The 14314-nt window shown below is 71.1% G+C and carries 11 protein-coding genes, 2 tRNA genes, 1 other RNA gene and 1 pseudogene; 6 read left to right on the top strand and 9 right to left on the bottom strand.

The genetic code is table 11. From position 1 onward, the window contains the following. Positions 1-26: 26 nt before the first annotated feature. From PPSIR1_RS10510 to PPSIR1_RS10535, 6 genes and pseudogenes are all read right to left on the bottom strand, one after another. Positions 27-632: a hypothetical protein gene (locus tag PPSIR1_RS10510; RefSeq protein ID WP_006971022.1), complete on the bottom strand. Its 606-nt coding sequence runs from the start codon at positions 630-632 to the stop codon at positions 27-29. A 98-nt stretch (positions 633-730) separates the two neighbouring features. Continuing rightward, positions 731-1378 carry a hypothetical protein gene (locus PPSIR1_RS10515; RefSeq protein ID WP_157595406.1) on the bottom strand — a complete coding sequence of 216 codons (648 nt, stop codon included), beginning with the start codon at positions 1376-1378 and terminating at the stop codon, positions 731-733. Positions 1379-1473: 95 nt separating this feature from the next. Then, entirely contained in the window at positions 1474-1821 is a 348-nt protein-coding gene (locus PPSIR1_RS10520) for a hypothetical protein (protein WP_006971024.1), read from the bottom strand. 164 nt (positions 1822-1985) lie between these two features. Continuing rightward, complete coding sequence (locus tag PPSIR1_RS10525) at positions 1986-2714, bottom strand: site-2 protease family protein (protein WP_006971025.1); 729 nt, start codon at positions 2712-2714, stop codon at positions 1986-1988. 264 nt (positions 2715-2978) lie between these two features. After that, a pseudogene (gene nth / locus PPSIR1_RS10530) lies at positions 2979-3605 on the bottom strand (endonuclease III); the annotation flags it as partial. Between the two features lie 41 nt (positions 3606-3646). Next, positions 3647-5206 (bottom strand): YifB family Mg chelatase-like AAA ATPase, encoded by a 1560-nt coding sequence (locus PPSIR1_RS10535; protein WP_006971027.1) that lies wholly within the window; start codon positions 5204-5206, stop codon positions 3647-3649. 253 nt (positions 5207-5459) lie between these two features. Between PPSIR1_RS10535 and PPSIR1_RS10540 the strand changes: the two genes are divergently transcribed. From PPSIR1_RS10540 to ffs, 4 genes are all read left to right on the top strand, one after another. Further along, a complete protein-coding gene (locus tag PPSIR1_RS10540; RefSeq protein ID WP_006971028.1) occupies positions 5460-7181 on the top strand; it encodes an ATP-binding protein in 1722 nt (573 codons plus the stop codon). 113 nt (positions 7182-7294) lie between these two features. Continuing rightward, positions 7295-7379: transfer RNA gene (locus PPSIR1_RS10545), tRNA-Ser, on the top strand. Positions 7380-7463: 84 nt separating this feature from the next. Further along, positions 7464-7548 (top strand) — tRNA-Ser (locus PPSIR1_RS10550). Positions 7549-7571: 23 nt separating this feature from the next. After that, positions 7572-7656: signal recognition particle sRNA small type (gene ffs / locus PPSIR1_RS45890), an RNA gene on the top strand. Positions 7657-8424: 768 nt separating this feature from the next. Here ffs and PPSIR1_RS10555 read toward each other — a convergent pair. Further along, positions 8425-10248, bottom strand: coding sequence for a CRTAC1 family protein (locus tag PPSIR1_RS10555; RefSeq protein WP_157595407.1), 1824 nt, complete (start codon positions 10246-10248; stop codon positions 8425-8427). 15 nt (positions 10249-10263) lie between these two features. Next, complete coding sequence (locus PPSIR1_RS10560; protein WP_006971030.1) at positions 10264-10626, bottom strand: thioredoxin family protein; 363 nt, start codon at positions 10624-10626, stop codon at positions 10264-10266. Positions 10627-10671: 45 nt separating this feature from the next. Here PPSIR1_RS10560 and PPSIR1_RS10565 point away from each other — a divergent pair, with 45 nt between their 5' ends. Further along, positions 10672-11595, top strand: coding sequence for an alpha/beta hydrolase (locus PPSIR1_RS10565; RefSeq protein WP_006971031.1), 924 nt, complete (start codon positions 10672-10674; stop codon positions 11593-11595). A 65-nt stretch (positions 11596-11660) separates the two neighbouring features. After that, entirely contained in the window at positions 11661-12560 is a 900-nt protein-coding gene (locus tag PPSIR1_RS10570; protein WP_006971032.1) for an alpha/beta fold hydrolase, read from the top strand. A 7-nt stretch (positions 12561-12567) separates the two neighbouring features. Here PPSIR1_RS10570 and PPSIR1_RS10575 read toward each other — a convergent pair whose 3' ends face one another. Further along, complete coding sequence (locus PPSIR1_RS10575; protein WP_157595408.1) at positions 12568-14307, bottom strand: leucine-rich repeat domain-containing protein; 1740 nt, start codon at positions 14305-14307, stop codon at positions 12568-12570. Positions 14308-14314: the final 7 nt, after the last annotated feature.

Genomic DNA, 14314 nt, shown 5'->3' on the forward strand with positions numbered 1-14314 from the left:
CGCCCCCGGCTCCCGGCGGCTGTGGGTCAGTCCATGACGTCGACGGTGCAGACCTTGGTGCCGACGTTCACCGCCATGTCGAGACCTGCGGGCGCGCCGTTCATGTTCTCCTCGGGGAAGGAGACGCCGACGGAGCCGGCCCCGACGTAGAGCCGGGCCTCGTTGACCAGGGCTGAGCCCATCATCCCCTTGCCGCCCTTGGCCTGGGCGGCTTCCCAGCACAGCTTCACGGCCTCGCTGGCGCCGATCGAGGCCGCGGGCTTCTCGACGGTGAGCGCCTCGCCGTTGCAGGTCCCCGCCGCCGGATCGAGCTCGAAGCGGTACTCCTTGCCGTCGGCGGTGGCGTACTCGGCGATCCACCGAGCTCCTTCGCCGGGGCCAGGGGTCAGGGTCGCGGGCGACTCGGGGATGGCGGCGCCCTCTTCGAAGCAGGCCTCGGCCATGGCCCGGAGGTAGCGGACGTCGTCCGCGGACGCGGCCGGTGCTTCCTCAGCGGGCGCCTTCTCGGGGCTCTCGGAGGCGGCCTCCGCCTTGGGGGCCGCCGGCTCATGGGAGCTCGTGTCTTCCTTACCCGTGCAGGCAGCGGCGAGGAGGAGGGCGAGGGGGAGGAGGGCGATTCGCAGACGCATCATGGACCGTTGCCTCGTCAACCGAGGCCAGAAACGAACACCTTACATCTCCCACGCGCAGGCGCAGCCATGGGTGTGCTCGAGATCTCCGTATCGAGGCCCTAAAACGCGACGCCCAGGCCAATGCCGGGGCTCCACCGCCACCGGCACAGCCCCCCGAGCTCGAACTCCACCGGCCCCTCGGCGGACTCGAAGGTGTCGGTGAAGGCCTCCTCGCAGGTCGCCACCGTCATGCGCCCGGAGAAGCTCACGGAGATGTCGAGGAACACGTGGGCGCCAAAGCCAATCGCCACGCCGGGCCCCGCGGTCCAGTGGCCAATGACCGGCGCGGGGGCGTTGTTGGTCACGAAGGTCGGGCCCGCGCCGCCGAAGGCGTAGGGCGAAAAGTAGGGGCTGCGGAAGAACACGAAGCGCAGCAGGGGCGTGACGTCGACCAGCGTGCCCGGCAGCTCGTCTTCGATGCCCGGCAGCTCGGACTTCAGCCCCGCGTCCCAAATCAGGTGCAGGCCCGATACGCGCGCCCCGACCTCGAGGCCGTCGACCACGAAGTAGCCCGCGCCGAGGGCCCAGTTGACCGAGCTGACGTCGTCCCCGAGGTTCACGCCCAGGCCCAGCCGCGGGACGATCGTGCCCTTGCCAAAGGGCGCCGGGGGTTGCTCTGGCGGCGCCGCGAGGACCGAGCCCGGCGCGAGCACGAGCAGCGCGCCGAGGGTCAGCGCGAGGCTCGACGGCAGACGCAAAGCAGGCACGCCCCCATCATAGCGTCAGGACCTGGAACCAAGGCGAAAGGCCGCCCCCAGCAGTGGAAGCGGCCCTCGAAAGCCCTAGGCGGGGCGGCGCGAGCTCAGCAGGCCGAGCCCATGTTGCCGGCCTGGTCGCAGGCGGCGGGGATCTGCTCGAAGCGGCAGTTGACGCCGGCCTGGTCCCACATGCCGCAGGCCTCGAGGCAGATGTCGTTGGTCTCGAACTCGTCCGAGGGCGGGTCAGCCTGGACGCAGCCGCTGATGTAGGCCTCGCAGAACACGTCGCAGGTGATGTCCATCGTGCCCTCTTCGGTGTCGGCGTTCTCGTCAGCGTTCTCGTCGGCGTTCTCGTCGGAGGTGCCCTCGTCGTCGCCGCCGTCACAGGCAGCGAGGGGAAGGGCGAGGGCGAACGCAAGCAGGCCAGTGGTCAGGAACTTGGGGAGTTTCATCGTTGATCTCGGGAACTCGAAGCCGGCCCGACGCCGGTCGAGAGTCGGGAGCATACGCGTCGATTCTCCCGTACGCGACCGGATACGACCCTACATCGGCCCCGCGATCGAAGCTGCGCGACTCGCCGCTGGACCTCCCGCGAGCTCGTGCAACTCGCGCAAGCTCAGCCGCGCTGCATCATCTGCCAGTTGTTGTAGGCGAGCATGCCGAACATGATCGCCAAGAAGGTGCTGTTCCAGACCAAAAAGCCGGCCACCGCGAGGATCGCTCCAGTCGCCACGCCCACCTTGCAGGTCATCTGCCAGGCGTCCTGAGGACGGCGTTCGTCCATCACGGCCTTGGCGATCGCGCCTCCATCCAGCGGTTGGATCGGCGCGAGGTTGAGCAGGCCCCAGAAGATGTTGACGTAGAGCAGGAAGACGACAAAGAGCTCGAGCCGGCCCCCGCCTGCGGTAAAGGCCTCACCACTCCCGATGGTCAGCGGCAAGCCCGGCAAGGGCACACTGTGTCCCGTGAGCAAAACCGCGACGAGGATCAGCGCGCCAAGCACGAACCCGGCCCCGGGTCCGGCAAAGGCGATGAGGATCCGAGCCCTGCGACTCATGCGCGTGGGTGTGTAGATCGCCAGGCCCCCCATGCTGTAGAGGACGATCCGCGGCGGCCACCCGTGGAGCTTGGCCGCGATCGCGTGGCCGAGCTCGTGGACGAGGATCGACACGAAGGTCGCCGCTGCCCACAGCGCCATGCCCACGAACACGTGGGTGTTCGAGCCGCGCACCGCGAGGGCGCCGAAGACCATGGCGATCAGCCAAAACAGCGGGTGGACCCGAACGGGGATCTTGCCCACGCGAAAGTGGACGTCGAAGTCGGACTTGGGCGGTTCGGCGAACACCCGGGGAGCTTAGCAGCTCGACCCGGGGATCCCACGGCGGGCTCGCGCCGCTCAGCTCGCCTTTTTCTTGGCGGCCTTCTTTTTGACCGTCTTCTTCTTGGCGACCTTCTTTTTGGTGGCCGCTTTCTTCGCGGTCTTCTTCTTGGTCGCCTTCTTCTTGGCCGCCTTCTTCTTGGCGGTCTTCTTCTTGGCCGCCTTCTTCTTGGCCATCCGGGCCGCGGCCTCGCGCCGGGCCGCGTCGTTGGCCCGGCGCTCCTCGAGCACCCGCTTCTTTGTCGCCGCCCACCCGCAGATCGGACAGTCGGCGAGCTCGTGATAGAGGGCCGGGCAGTACTCCCGGCCAAAGAAGATGAACTGCAGGTGCACGTCGTTCCACCGGTCCTCGGGGAACAGGCGCTTGAGGTCGGCCTCCGTGCGCTCGACGGTGGTCCCGTTGGACAGGCCCCAGCGCGCCGCGAGGCGGTGGATGTGCGTGTCCACGGGGAAGGCCGGCACGCCAAAGGCCTGGGCCATGACCACGCTCGCGGTCTTGTGCCCGACCCCCGGCAGGCGCTCGAGCGCGGCCATGTCCTGGGGCACCTCGCCGTCGTGCTCGTCGACGAGCTGCTGCGCGAGGGCCTTGACCCGCTTGGCCTTGGTCGGCGCCAGGCCCAGGGTCTTGATGTGGCCGAGGATCTGTTTGACCGGCAGGGCGGCCATGGTCGCGGGGTCGGGGCCGTCGGCGAACAGCGCCGGGGTCACCTCGTTGACCCGCGCGTCGGTGGTCTGGGCCGAGAGCAGCACCGCCACGAGCAGGGTGAAGGCGTCCCGGTGATCGAGGGGGATCGGCAGCTCGGGGTAGAGCTCGTCGAGCTGCGCGAGGATCTTTTGGGCCTTGTCGGCGCGGCGCACCGAGGGAGCCTACTTGGTCTCGATCGCCGAACAAAGCCGGCTCACAAGCTCTCGGGAAGCTGGCGCAGCCGGGCGGCCACGGCGATCCGGGGCCGGGTGATGGGCGCCCGAGGATCCGCGTCGGGGTCGAGGTCGGCCAGCGTCCGCGCGACCCGGCGCAGGCGATGCATGGCCCGCATGCTCAGCTGCCGCCGCGTCGCCAGGGCCTCGAGCAGGGCCCGCGCGTCGTCCTCGAGGGGGCACAGCCGCTCGAGCGCCTCCCCGCTCGCCGGCACGTCGGCGTTGCACACCCAGCCCGTCTCGGCCAGGCGCTCGCGCTGGCGCTCCCGGGCCGCGACGATCCGCCCGCGCACGACCGCGCTCGGCTCTCCGGGGGCCGCCTGGGCCAGCTCTTCGGGGCTCAGCGGGGTCACCGGCACGACCAGGTCCATGCGATCGAGGAAGGGCCCCGAGACCCGACCCTGGTAGCGACGCACGGCGTGGGGGCTGTCCGTGCACGCGCGCTCGGGGTGGCCGAGCCACCCGCACGGGCACGGGTTCATCGCCGCCATCAGCTGAAAGCGCGCGGGATAGCGGACGGCGTAGCGCGCCCGGACCAGGGTCACGTCGCCGTCTTCGAGGGGCTCGCGCAGGCCCTCGATGCACGCCCGGGGAAACTCGGGCAGCTCGTCGAGGAAGAGCAGCCCCCGGTGCGCGAGGCTCACCTCCCCCGGCCGGGGTGGGCTGCCCCCGCCGAGCAGGCCCGCGGTCGAGACGGTGTGGTGCGGCATGCGGATCGGCGGCCGACGCAGCAAGCCCCCGGGCATGCGCCGCCGCGCGACGCCGTGGACCTTGGTCACCTCGAGCGCCGACTCCGTGTCGAGGGGCGGCATCAAGCCCGCGACCCGCCGCGCGAGCATGCTCTTGCCGACCCCCGGCGGCCCGTGCAGCAAGAGGTTGTGCCCGCCCGCGACCATGACCTCGACGGCGCGCCGGGGCAGGGCCAGGCCGCGGATGTCGGCCATGTCCGGCAGGCCCTGCAAAGCCGCCGAAGTCTCGCCCGCGCCCGCCCCCGAAGCCTCGACGGCCTCCGGCGCGGGCCCGAGCGCCCCCTCACCGCGCAGGTGGGCGATGAGTTCGGGCAGCGAGCGCACCGGAGCGACGTCGAGCCCGGGGATCAGCGCGGCCTCCCTCGCGTTGTCCGCCGCGATGAAGACGCGCTCGAAGCCCGAGCGCCGCGCCGTGTCGGCGACGACCAGGGCCCCCGCCGCCGCCCGCAGCACGCCGTCGAGGGCGAGCTCCCCCCACAGCAAGCTGCCCGCCAGCGCCTCCGCCGGGATCACGCCGTGGCTAGCCAGCAACGCACAGGCGATGGCCAGGTCGAGCCCCGGGCTGTCCTTGCGCTCCTCGGCCGGCGCGAGGTTGACGATCTGCTTGCGCGGCGGGATCGCGTGGCCGCAGTGGCTCAGGGCGCTGCGGACACGTTCGCGCGCCTCGTGCAGCGCACCGCTGACCTGCCCGACCAGGGTCAGGCAGGGCAAGCCGAGGCCGACGTCGGCCTCGATGGTGATCACGTAGCCCTCGACGCCGAGGATGCCTGCGGAATAGGTGCGGCTGAGCATGGGCGACGCAGGGATTGCGAGCGCCGTGCCTGGGGCCAGTCGCGTGATTTCAGATAGTTGCGAGGGACGCCAAGGTCGCCGCGTCCAGCTGGCCGGCCACCCGTCCCAAAACCGGGCCAGGTGACGAGCACCAATCGCCCGAGCGCAATTGAACTATGACGATTTAAATGACCAGATTGCCCCTCTGTGGCGCCGCGCCTCACGTCGCATTTGGTGGTCTACGGGGCTACTCTGAACGATGGGGATGGATGGTGTGGAGCACAGCGCGGAGGCGGTGATCGCCAAGACCGAGGCGCAGGTCATCCGCGCCTTGCGTCCCGTCCTGCTCACCCTCGCCGTCCCCGGCACGGTCGCCTTCGCGGCGCTCGAGTTCTTCCGCGGCTCGGGCTCCCCGTGGCTGCCGCTCATGGTCGCCGCGGCGATCGTGATGGCCCTCGCGATCCGCGGGCAGGGCAAGGCCCACGCGACCACGGCCGTGAGCGTCGGCCTGGTCAGCTACGCCCTCGGGGCCTACCTCCACTTCGGCCCCCTGCTCGGCGTCGGCCTGCTGTTCGCCGGCGCGGCCTTGCTGGTCAGCTTTCTCCACGGCAAGCGCGGCGCCCTCGCGAGCCTGACCGCGCTCAGCGGCGTGGTCCTGGCCTCGGCGATCGGCAGCCAGCTCGAGCTGTTCAGCATCCGCAACGCGCCGACCGGGCCCGAGGACTGGATCCGCCTCAACCTCACCACCTTCGGCGTGCTGACCTCGATCGTGTTCGTCAACTCGCGCCTGCAGCAGTTCATGCGCCAGGCCGTGATCGCCGAGTTCAAAGCCGAGGACGAGCGCGACCAGGCCCGGCGCGAGCGCGAGCGGGCCCTCGAGGCCGCCCGCGCAGCGCAGCAGCTCGAGGCCGTGGGCCGGGTCGCCAGCGGGGTCGCCCACGACTTCAACAACTCCCTGCTCGTCCTCCAGGGCACCATCGAGATGCTCGAGGAGCCCATGCCCGCGGACGAGCGCGGCCAGCTCGTGTCCGAGGGCGTCGCCGCGATCTCGGCCGCCGCCGCGACCACCCGCCAGCTCCTCGGCTTCGTGCGTCGGGAGCGGGCCGAGCTCAGCGCGTGCAGCCCCGGCCCGGTGATCGAGCGCTTCGTGCGGACCATGGCCCGGGTCCTGCCCGAGTCCGTCAGCCTCGCCGCCGCCGTCCAGCCCTGCCCGGACCTGCCGATCCCCGCCTCGACCCTCGACCAGATCATCCTCAACCTCGTGCTCAACGCCCGCGACGCCATCGACGGCCAGGGCACGATCCTCGTCGGCTGCGCGCGGGCGGCCAACGGCGACGGCCAGCTCATCGTCCGCGACACCGGCGAGGGCATGGACCCCGCCGTCGCCGAGCGCGTGTTCGAGCCCTTCTTCTCGACCAAGGGCGAGGGCGGCACGGGCCTGGGCCTGGCCACCATCCACGAGCTCGTCCGCCAGTCCGGCGGGCAGATCCACCTGGACACCGCGCCCGGCGAGGGCTCGACCTTCACCTTCGCCTGGCCCGAGATCGTCAAGATCATCGAAGCCGAGGGCAGCGCGCGGCTTCGCTCGACCCTGCGCCTCGACCTGAACGTCCTGCTCGTCGAGGACCAGCCCGAGGTCGCCCGCGTCATGCAGCGCAGCCTCCACGCCGCCGGGTGCACCACGAGCCTCGCCACCAGCGTCGGCCAAGCGCGCGCCCTGCTCGACTCGCACCTGGCCGATCACCCGACCGCTCGCTTCGATCTCCTGTGCACGGACGGTCTGCTCCCCGATGGCACCGCCGCCGATGTGCTCCGCGCTTACCGCCAGCGCATCCCCGAGGGCGCCGCGCTGGTGTTCACCGGCTACGCCGACCAGCCCGAGCTCCGCGACCTCGTCCGCCGCGAGGGCCTCCCCCTGCTGCACAAGCCCTTCTCTCCCCAGGAGCTCCTCGCCCACGTCCACGCGGCCTCCCAGGACGAGGCCAAGGCCAGCTAGACGCCAGCCAGACGCGCCGGGCCAACATGCGCAAGCTCTCATGCGCGTTGACCGGAAAGGCCCGCGACCCTTTGGCAGGGACGACGACAGTTGCTATGTTCCGCGCCCACCTCGGGGAGGTGTCCGAGTGGTTGAAGGTGCCAGACTCGAAATCTGGTGTGGCGAAAGTCACCGAGGGTTCGAATCCCTCCCTCTCCGCTACCTGAAAACAAGAAACCCGACGAACGTCGCCTGAGAAGCGGCGTTCAGCTCGGACCGCGGCACCCCAAGTGCCAGGTCTCTGGAGAGGTGTCCGAGTGGTCGAAGGTGCATGACTGGAATTCATGTGTGGGGCAACCCACCGCGGGTTCGAATCCCGCCCTCTCCGCCGGTTCCATACGGAACTGTTCATGCCCCGGGTGACGCTTCTCCCCCCAACTCCGCCAGGGCCTGACGGCAGCAACGGTAACGGGGAGGGCGGGTACCCGGGGTTCTTTAATGCCCCCGCAGGGGGATCGGACCGGGGGCGCTCTCTGTCATGCCCCCGCAGTCTCCTCGGACCGGGGGCGCTTCGTCGCTGTCCGCTCCTCCGCTTTGGGTTGTCCGCAATGGGGTTCGTGCCTTCTAGGGGGCATGTGGTCACCCCCCTTCGGGGGGTGTTGGTTTGGCGGGGGTGAGGGGGCGTTGTCTGGCGTTGTCTGGCGTTCTTTGACGGGGATGAGGAAGCGAGGAAGCGTTCGTTGGCGGGCTCGCCAACCACTGCCAGTTGGAGGTCCGCCAAAACAATCCTGCTCTCCAACTCGGGCAGCATGCAGCGGTGGTCGGACAACCCCGCCGCATGCAACAGCGCCCGAACGGCCCGGAGAACTTCGCCACTAGTACAGCACGGGTTCAACCAACCAGGCGTTCCCTTGCGAACCCAAAGTAGGCCACTCGGAGGAAGGACGTCGTCAAACAGTCCGCGCGCCCCCGTCGGTCTGAGCTTCGACGAGCAACAGACACGAGACGTCGCCCCTTCGAGCAAAACCACCGAGATCTTCGCCAACGAAGCGGGCACAAAAAGGGCGGGAGGGTCGGATTTCCCGGCGTTGGGAGCCGATCCAACGACCCTCGAAGCCCAACCCCACACCAAAGACATCCCCCGAGATCGCAACACCCCTCTCCCACAGGCGACAGCGGGAAATCCGACCCTCCCGCCCCGTGCCCGACCCCATCGAAGCCCAGCTCCCCGCCAACCCAACCTCAGCCCCCTCGAGCGGCCGGCTCAACCAGCCTCGTCGATCACCAGCACCTGCCGAGCGCTGACGTTCGTCCGCACGCTGACCTCCCCCGTCGTCGGCCACACGACCCGCACTTCGGTCACGGGCGCCTCGCTCGGCCCCAATCCAAAGTGCACGCGGTTCTCCCCCTGGCCGAGGAAGTGGGTGTCGACGCCCATGACGCGGACCTGGGTCGCAGCGTCCACGTCGCGGATGAGCTCGACCCGGGCCCCGACGCCGGCGAGGTTGCCGGAGCTCGGATCGCCGCGCAGCTCGACGTCGAGCCAGGCGTTCTCCTGGCCGAGCTCGTTGCGCCACAAGCGAGCGCCGGATTTGTTGTCGACGACGAGCAGGTCCAGGTCGCCGTCGCGGTCGTAGTCAAAGGTGAGCAGGCCTCGGCCCTGGCCGGGGTCGTCGAGCCCGGAGGCGTCGGCGACATGGCTAAAGGCGGTCTCGCCGATGAACTCGGAGCCGTTTTGCCACAGGCGCATCGGGTGGTTGAGGAAGGCGCCCCCCGGCGGGCCGTGGGGGACGTGGAAGCCGTTGACCTCGACGAGGTCCAGGTCGCCGTCGTTGTCGGGATCCCAGGCGGCCGTGCCCCAGCCCCAGCCGCCCACGTGCACGTCGAGGTCGCGGCTGGTCTCTTCGAAGCAGCGCGGGCCGAAGGAGCGGTAGAGGCGGTTGCCTCCGTTGCCGCACACCGAGTTGCCGCAGTCGGTGTCCTCGTCGTCGGGGGAGAAGATGGCGCTGACGTACCAGTCGAGGTGACCGTCGCCGTCGAGGTCGCCGAAGGCGCTGCCCATGCCGTTGCGCTCGATGCCGACCTTGGCGGTCGGGGTGCCGTCGATGAAGCTGCCGTCGCCGGCGTTCCACAGCAGCTTGCTGGTGCCGTTGTCGGCGACGACGGCCAGGTCCAGCCAGCCGTCCTCGTCGAGGTCGACGAAGGCGGGGGCGAACACGTAGGTGCCGGCGGGGTTGATGGCGAGGGTGGAGGCCTGGGCGTCGAGGGTCTGGTCTTCGAACACGCCCGGGGCCGCGGCGCCGCGGTTGCGGAGCAGGCGGGCGTGGCTGGTCTCGGGCAGGACGGAAGGACCCGGGCGCCACTCGCTGGTGTAGAGGTCGAGCCAGCCGTCGCGGTCGTAATCGCCGACGGCGACGGAGAAGCCCCAGTGCGGGAGGCCGTCGTCGAGGGCGAGGCCGCGCTCGCTGCCCTCTTCGACGAAGGCGAGGGCGCCGTCTTCGATGAGCGTGTTGCGGTAAAAGCGGTAGCGCTCGGGGTCGCCGAAGGTGGTGACGTAGAGGTCGAGGTCGCCGTCGGCGTCGACGTCGACCCACGCGGCCCCGTTGCCGTCGAACACGGCGTCGAGGCCCAGCGCGTCGCCGAGCTCGGTGAAGCTGCCGTCGCCCTGGTTGAGCCACAGCTGATCGCGCGCGCCGAGGCGGGTCAGGTAGAGGTCGGGCCAGCCGTCGAGGTCGGCGTCGCCCGCCGCCGCGCCGCCGCCTTGGAGGATCATCTTGCACGGCGCCTCGACGACCCCGGTGCCGTTGGGGTCGCAGCCGTCGGGCCACGTGCCCTCGTAGTAGTCGACGCCGACCAGGCCCGCCTCGACGCTCACGTCGACGAAGCTCAGGGGCATGGTCGGGCCCATGCCGAGGGCGCTGGGGGGCTCGGGCCAGGGCTCGCAGCCCGGGACGCCGGTGTCCGTGCCCGCCTCGACGCCGGTCGGGTCGGTGCTGCTCCCGGCCTCGTCGTCCAGGCCGAGGCTCGGGCCCCGGCACGCGACGAGCAACGCGGCGACGCCGAAAACAGACCAACGGGCGCGGAGCACTGGTCTCAGTCTAACTCAGGGTTCGGGCTCGGCAGGTCGCGCGAGGGCCTCGAGCAAAGCGGCTTCGAGGGCCGCCGGCGTCGCGCGGGCCTGGATCTTGGCGTGGTACTCGCCCCCGCGCCACGCGATCAGCCCGGGCAGGTGGAAGATCTCGAATTCCTCGACGAGCTCCGGGCTGTCCTCGACGTCGGCCTCGAACACGCGCAGGGCCCCGTGCGCGCCGAGGCTCGCCGGGAGCTGGACCAGGGCCTGCTTCATCGCGCGACAGGCCCCGCAGCTGCGCCGGGTGAGCAGCAGCAGGGCCACGGGGGCGGCCTCGAGGGCGCCGTAGAAGGCGGCCGGATCGACGGGGTCCGCGGGCTCGATGGCGAGGGCCATGGCGACAGTATGGGCGAGACGGCGCGGCTGGGGTAAAGCCTTGGCGTGTCCCCAGCCGAGCAGACCCCGCCGGATCACCAGGCCGCGCCCAAGAGCTTGCTGCGACAGTTCCTCCGCTGGTCGCTCGTCGCAACGGCGGTGCTGATCGTCTCCGCCCTCGGCCTGCTCGCCGCGCGCCCCGAGTTCTTGCTCTTCCACCCCAAGCCCCACGTCGCCCAGACCCCCGAGGCCCGGGGCTGGGACTACGAGGCCGTGACCTTGGTGACCAAGGACGGCGAAGCGCTCGGCGCGTGGTACCTGCCGCCGCCCTCCCCCTCAAAAGCAGCCGAGGGGGTGATCCTCTACGCCCACGGCAACGCCGGCAACATCGGCGACCGCCTCGGCGTGCTCGAGGGGCTGCGCGCCCTCGACGAGCTCAACCTGGCCATCTTGATCTTCGACTACCGCGGCTTTGGAGACAGCACCGGCCGGGCGACGACGGAGGGCACGCGCCTCGACATCGACGCGGCGTGGATGCACCTCGTGGCGATCCGCGGCCACGAGCCCGACTCGATCGTGCTGTGGGGGCGCTCCCTCGGCGGCGCGGTGGTGATCGACCAGGCCGCCCGGGTGAGCGATCAGGGCACCCCGCCGCGGGCGCTGATCGTCGAGTCGACCTTCACCTCGACCCTCGACATCGGCGAGGCCGTCTACCCCTGGCTGCCCGTGCGGACCCTCGGCCGCAAGCTCGACTACCCCTCCAAGGACCTGATCTCGACGGTCACCGCCCCCGTGCTCGTCGCCCACTCCAAGGACGACACCCTCGTGCCGGTGAGCCACGGCGAGGCGCTGTTCGAGGCGGCCAAGGGCGGGCAGAGCCCCGAGGCGATCTACGTCGAGCTCAGCGGCGACCACAACGAGGGGCACCTCAGCGGGCCGCGGCACACCGAACAAGTCGCTGCTTTTTTGCGCGCCACCGCAGCGCGCTAGGTCGAGGCACGTCGAAGCGGCGGCGACCCTCTCGCGCGCCAGCGCAGCGCGGTAGGCTGCCCTTCGTGAGCGCCCCCCTGCCCCAGCCCACGCGCGAGGAGGTCCTGCGCCTCGCCGACGGTCGCACCCTCGGCTTCGCCGTGTTCGGCGACCCCCCCGACAGCCGAGGCGCCCCGGCGGTCGTCTGGCTCCACGGCACCCCGGGCGGGCGGCGGCAGATCCCCCCGGCCGCGCGGCGCTTCGCCGAGCGCGAGGGCGTGCGCGTGATCGGCGTCGAGCGCCCGGGCATCGGCGACTCCACGCCGCACCTGCACCTCAACATCCGCGGCTTCGCCCAGGACGTGGGCGCGGTCCTCGACCACCTCGAGGTCGAGCACGCCGTGGTCGTGGGTCTGTCCGGCGGCGGCCCCTACACCCTGGCCTGCGCCCACGGCCTCGATCGCGTCGAGGCCTGCGGGGTGCTCGGCGGCGTGGCCCCCTCCCGCGGACCCGAGGCCATCGCCGGCGGCGTCACGACCCTCGCCCTGTTCGCGCCCTTGATCGAAGCCCTGCACGAGCCCCTCGGCGCCGCCCTGTCCCTGGCCGTGCGCTCGGCCCATCCCCTCGCCTCCCCGGCCTTCGACCTGTTCATGAGCTTCTCCCGCCCCGGCGACCGCGAGGTGTTCGGCTCCCCGGGCATGAAGGAGATGTTCCTCGACGACATGCTGCGCGCGAGCAGCAAGGGCCTGCGCTCGCTGATCTACGACTACCTGCTGTTCTCCCGGGACTGGGGCTTTCGCCTCGTCGACATCGACACGCCCGTCCACTTCTGGCACGGCGACGACGACCCCTTCGTGCCCCTCGAGCACGGCCGCCACCAGGCCGCCCTCGTGCGCGAGTCGAGCTTCACGATCCAGCCCGGGCACAGCCACCTGGGCGGCCTGGCGATCGCCGACGAAGTGCTCGACAAACTGCTTCGGGGCTAGCAGCCTGCTAATCTCGCGCCCGCGTCCCCGCGAGGTTGACCACCTCGAGGCGGGGCAGAGCCGAGAGCACCTCGACGCCCTCGCTGGTGACCACGGTGTTGGCGAGGTTGAGGCGCTCGAGGTCGCTGAGCTTGGCCAGGTGCGCCACGCCAACGTCGGTGATCAGCGTGTTGTCGAGGCGCAGCTCCCGGAGCGCGCCGAGCTTGGCAAGGTGCGCCACGCCCTCGTCGACGACGTCGGTGTGGTCGAGCTCGAGGATCTCGAGGGCGCTCAGGCCCTGGAGGTGCTCGAGGCCGTGGCGGGTCACCCGGGTGTGGTGCAGCTCGAGCTCGCGCAGCCGGACCATGCCGGCGAGGTGCTCGAGGCCCTCGTCGGACACCGCGGTGTTGCCGAGATCCAGTCGCTCGAGGTTGACCAGGGGCGCGAGCTCCTGGGCCGCGCGGTCGCCAAAGCCGTCGAGGCCGAGCTCGAGCTCGCGCAGGCTGACGAGCAGGCCCAGGCCCTCGGCCTTGCCGTCGAGCAAGCTCGCCGGGCCGACGATCAGCCGACGCAGGCGCGGGAGCGCGGCCAGGGCGGTGAAGCCCTCGGAGTCCAGGTCGCAGCCGCGCAGGGTCAGGTCTTCGAGGGCCGGGTTCTCGGCGAGGTGGACCAGGCCCGCGGAGGTCACCGCCGAGCGCTCGAGCTCGAGGACCTGCAGCCCCTCGAGGTAGCGGAGCATGAACAGGCCGCGGTCGCCAAAGCGCGGGCAGTCGCAGATCAGCTCGTCGATGGGCAGGTCGCGGAGGTACTGGGGGCTCGTGTTCGACCAGCCCTGCCCGCTCCACTCGATGCGGTGCAGGTGATCGAGGCCCTTGAGGGGGTGCAGCGAGTAGTTGGTCAGGGCCGTGTCGATGACCGCGAGGCTCTGCAGGCTCTTGGCCTTGGCCACGCGCAGCATGGTGTTGTGGCCGACCCACGCGCCCTCGAGGCGCAGGTGGTGCAGATCCCGGAGCAGGGTCACCAGCTCGACGACGGCGCTGTCCTTGTCGAGCTCGCGCAGGGTCACGGTGCTCGGCGAGATCTTGCGCGCGAGGGGGTTGAGGGCCTCGGCCTCGGCGCGCACGCGGGTCAAGATCAAGGTGTCGAGGCCGTGCAGCTGCGAGAGCCGGGCCACGGTCACGGCGTCGAGCTCGATGTCGACGAGCTCGAGCTCGCGCAGCCGGGCGCCAAAGGCAGACAAGCCGGCGTGCACGGCCCCCTGGCAGCCGCTGATGCGCAGCGCGGTGAGCCGCGGCGTGGCCTCGGCGAGGGCGTGGAGATCGAGGCCCTCACAGCGCGGGTGAGACGGGCGCGCGACCTCGACCCCCGTGCCCTCGGAGTCCTCGCCCGAGCCGCTGTCCTCGCCCGAGCTGTCCCCCTGGCTCGCCCCCGAGCGCACGTGGATGTCCCGCTCGGACAGGGCCAGGTCCAGGCGCTCGACCTTCGACAGGTCCACGCCCTCGAGCTCGCTGGCGTGCTCGATCGTCAGGCTCCGCGGTGTGGTCTCGACCTCACCCTCGGACCGGCCCCCCGCCTCGTCTGCAGCCGCACCATCGTCGGCCTCAGCCTCGGCCGCGGGGGCACCGTCCGCCTCGCCGACCTCGCCCTCGTCCACCCCGCAGCGACACGCGCTCGCGGCGAGCGTCGAGCTCAGCAGCAGGCACAGCCCAAGTCGGGAGGCGGCGCGGCGCCTCCCGGGCGCCTTGGGGATGGGGCGAAGCCAGGCCACGGAGGCA

This window comes from Plesiocystis pacifica SIR-1 (assembly GCF_000170895.1).
Lineage (GTDB): Bacteria > Myxococcota_A > Polyangia > Nannocystales > Nannocystaceae > Plesiocystis > Plesiocystis pacifica.

What these genes read in the sequence shown, in the direction of transcription:
- PPSIR1_RS10510 (WP_006971022.1), bottom strand. Translation starts at nt 632, where the DNA reads ATGATGCGTCTGCGAATCGCCCTCCTCCCCCTCGCCCTCCTCCTCGCC.
- PPSIR1_RS10520 (WP_006971024.1), bottom strand. Translation starts at nt 1,821, where the DNA reads ATGAAACTCCCCAAGTTCCTGACCACTGGCCTGCTTGCGTTCGCCCTC.
- PPSIR1_RS10535 (WP_006971027.1), bottom strand. Translation starts at nt 5,206, where the DNA reads ATGCTCAGCCGCACCTATTCCGCAGGCATCCTCGGCGTCGAGGGCTAC.
- PPSIR1_RS10560 (WP_006971030.1), bottom strand. Translation starts at nt 10,626, where the DNA reads ATGGCCCTCGCCATCGAGCCCGCGGACCCCGTCGATCCGGCCGCCTTC.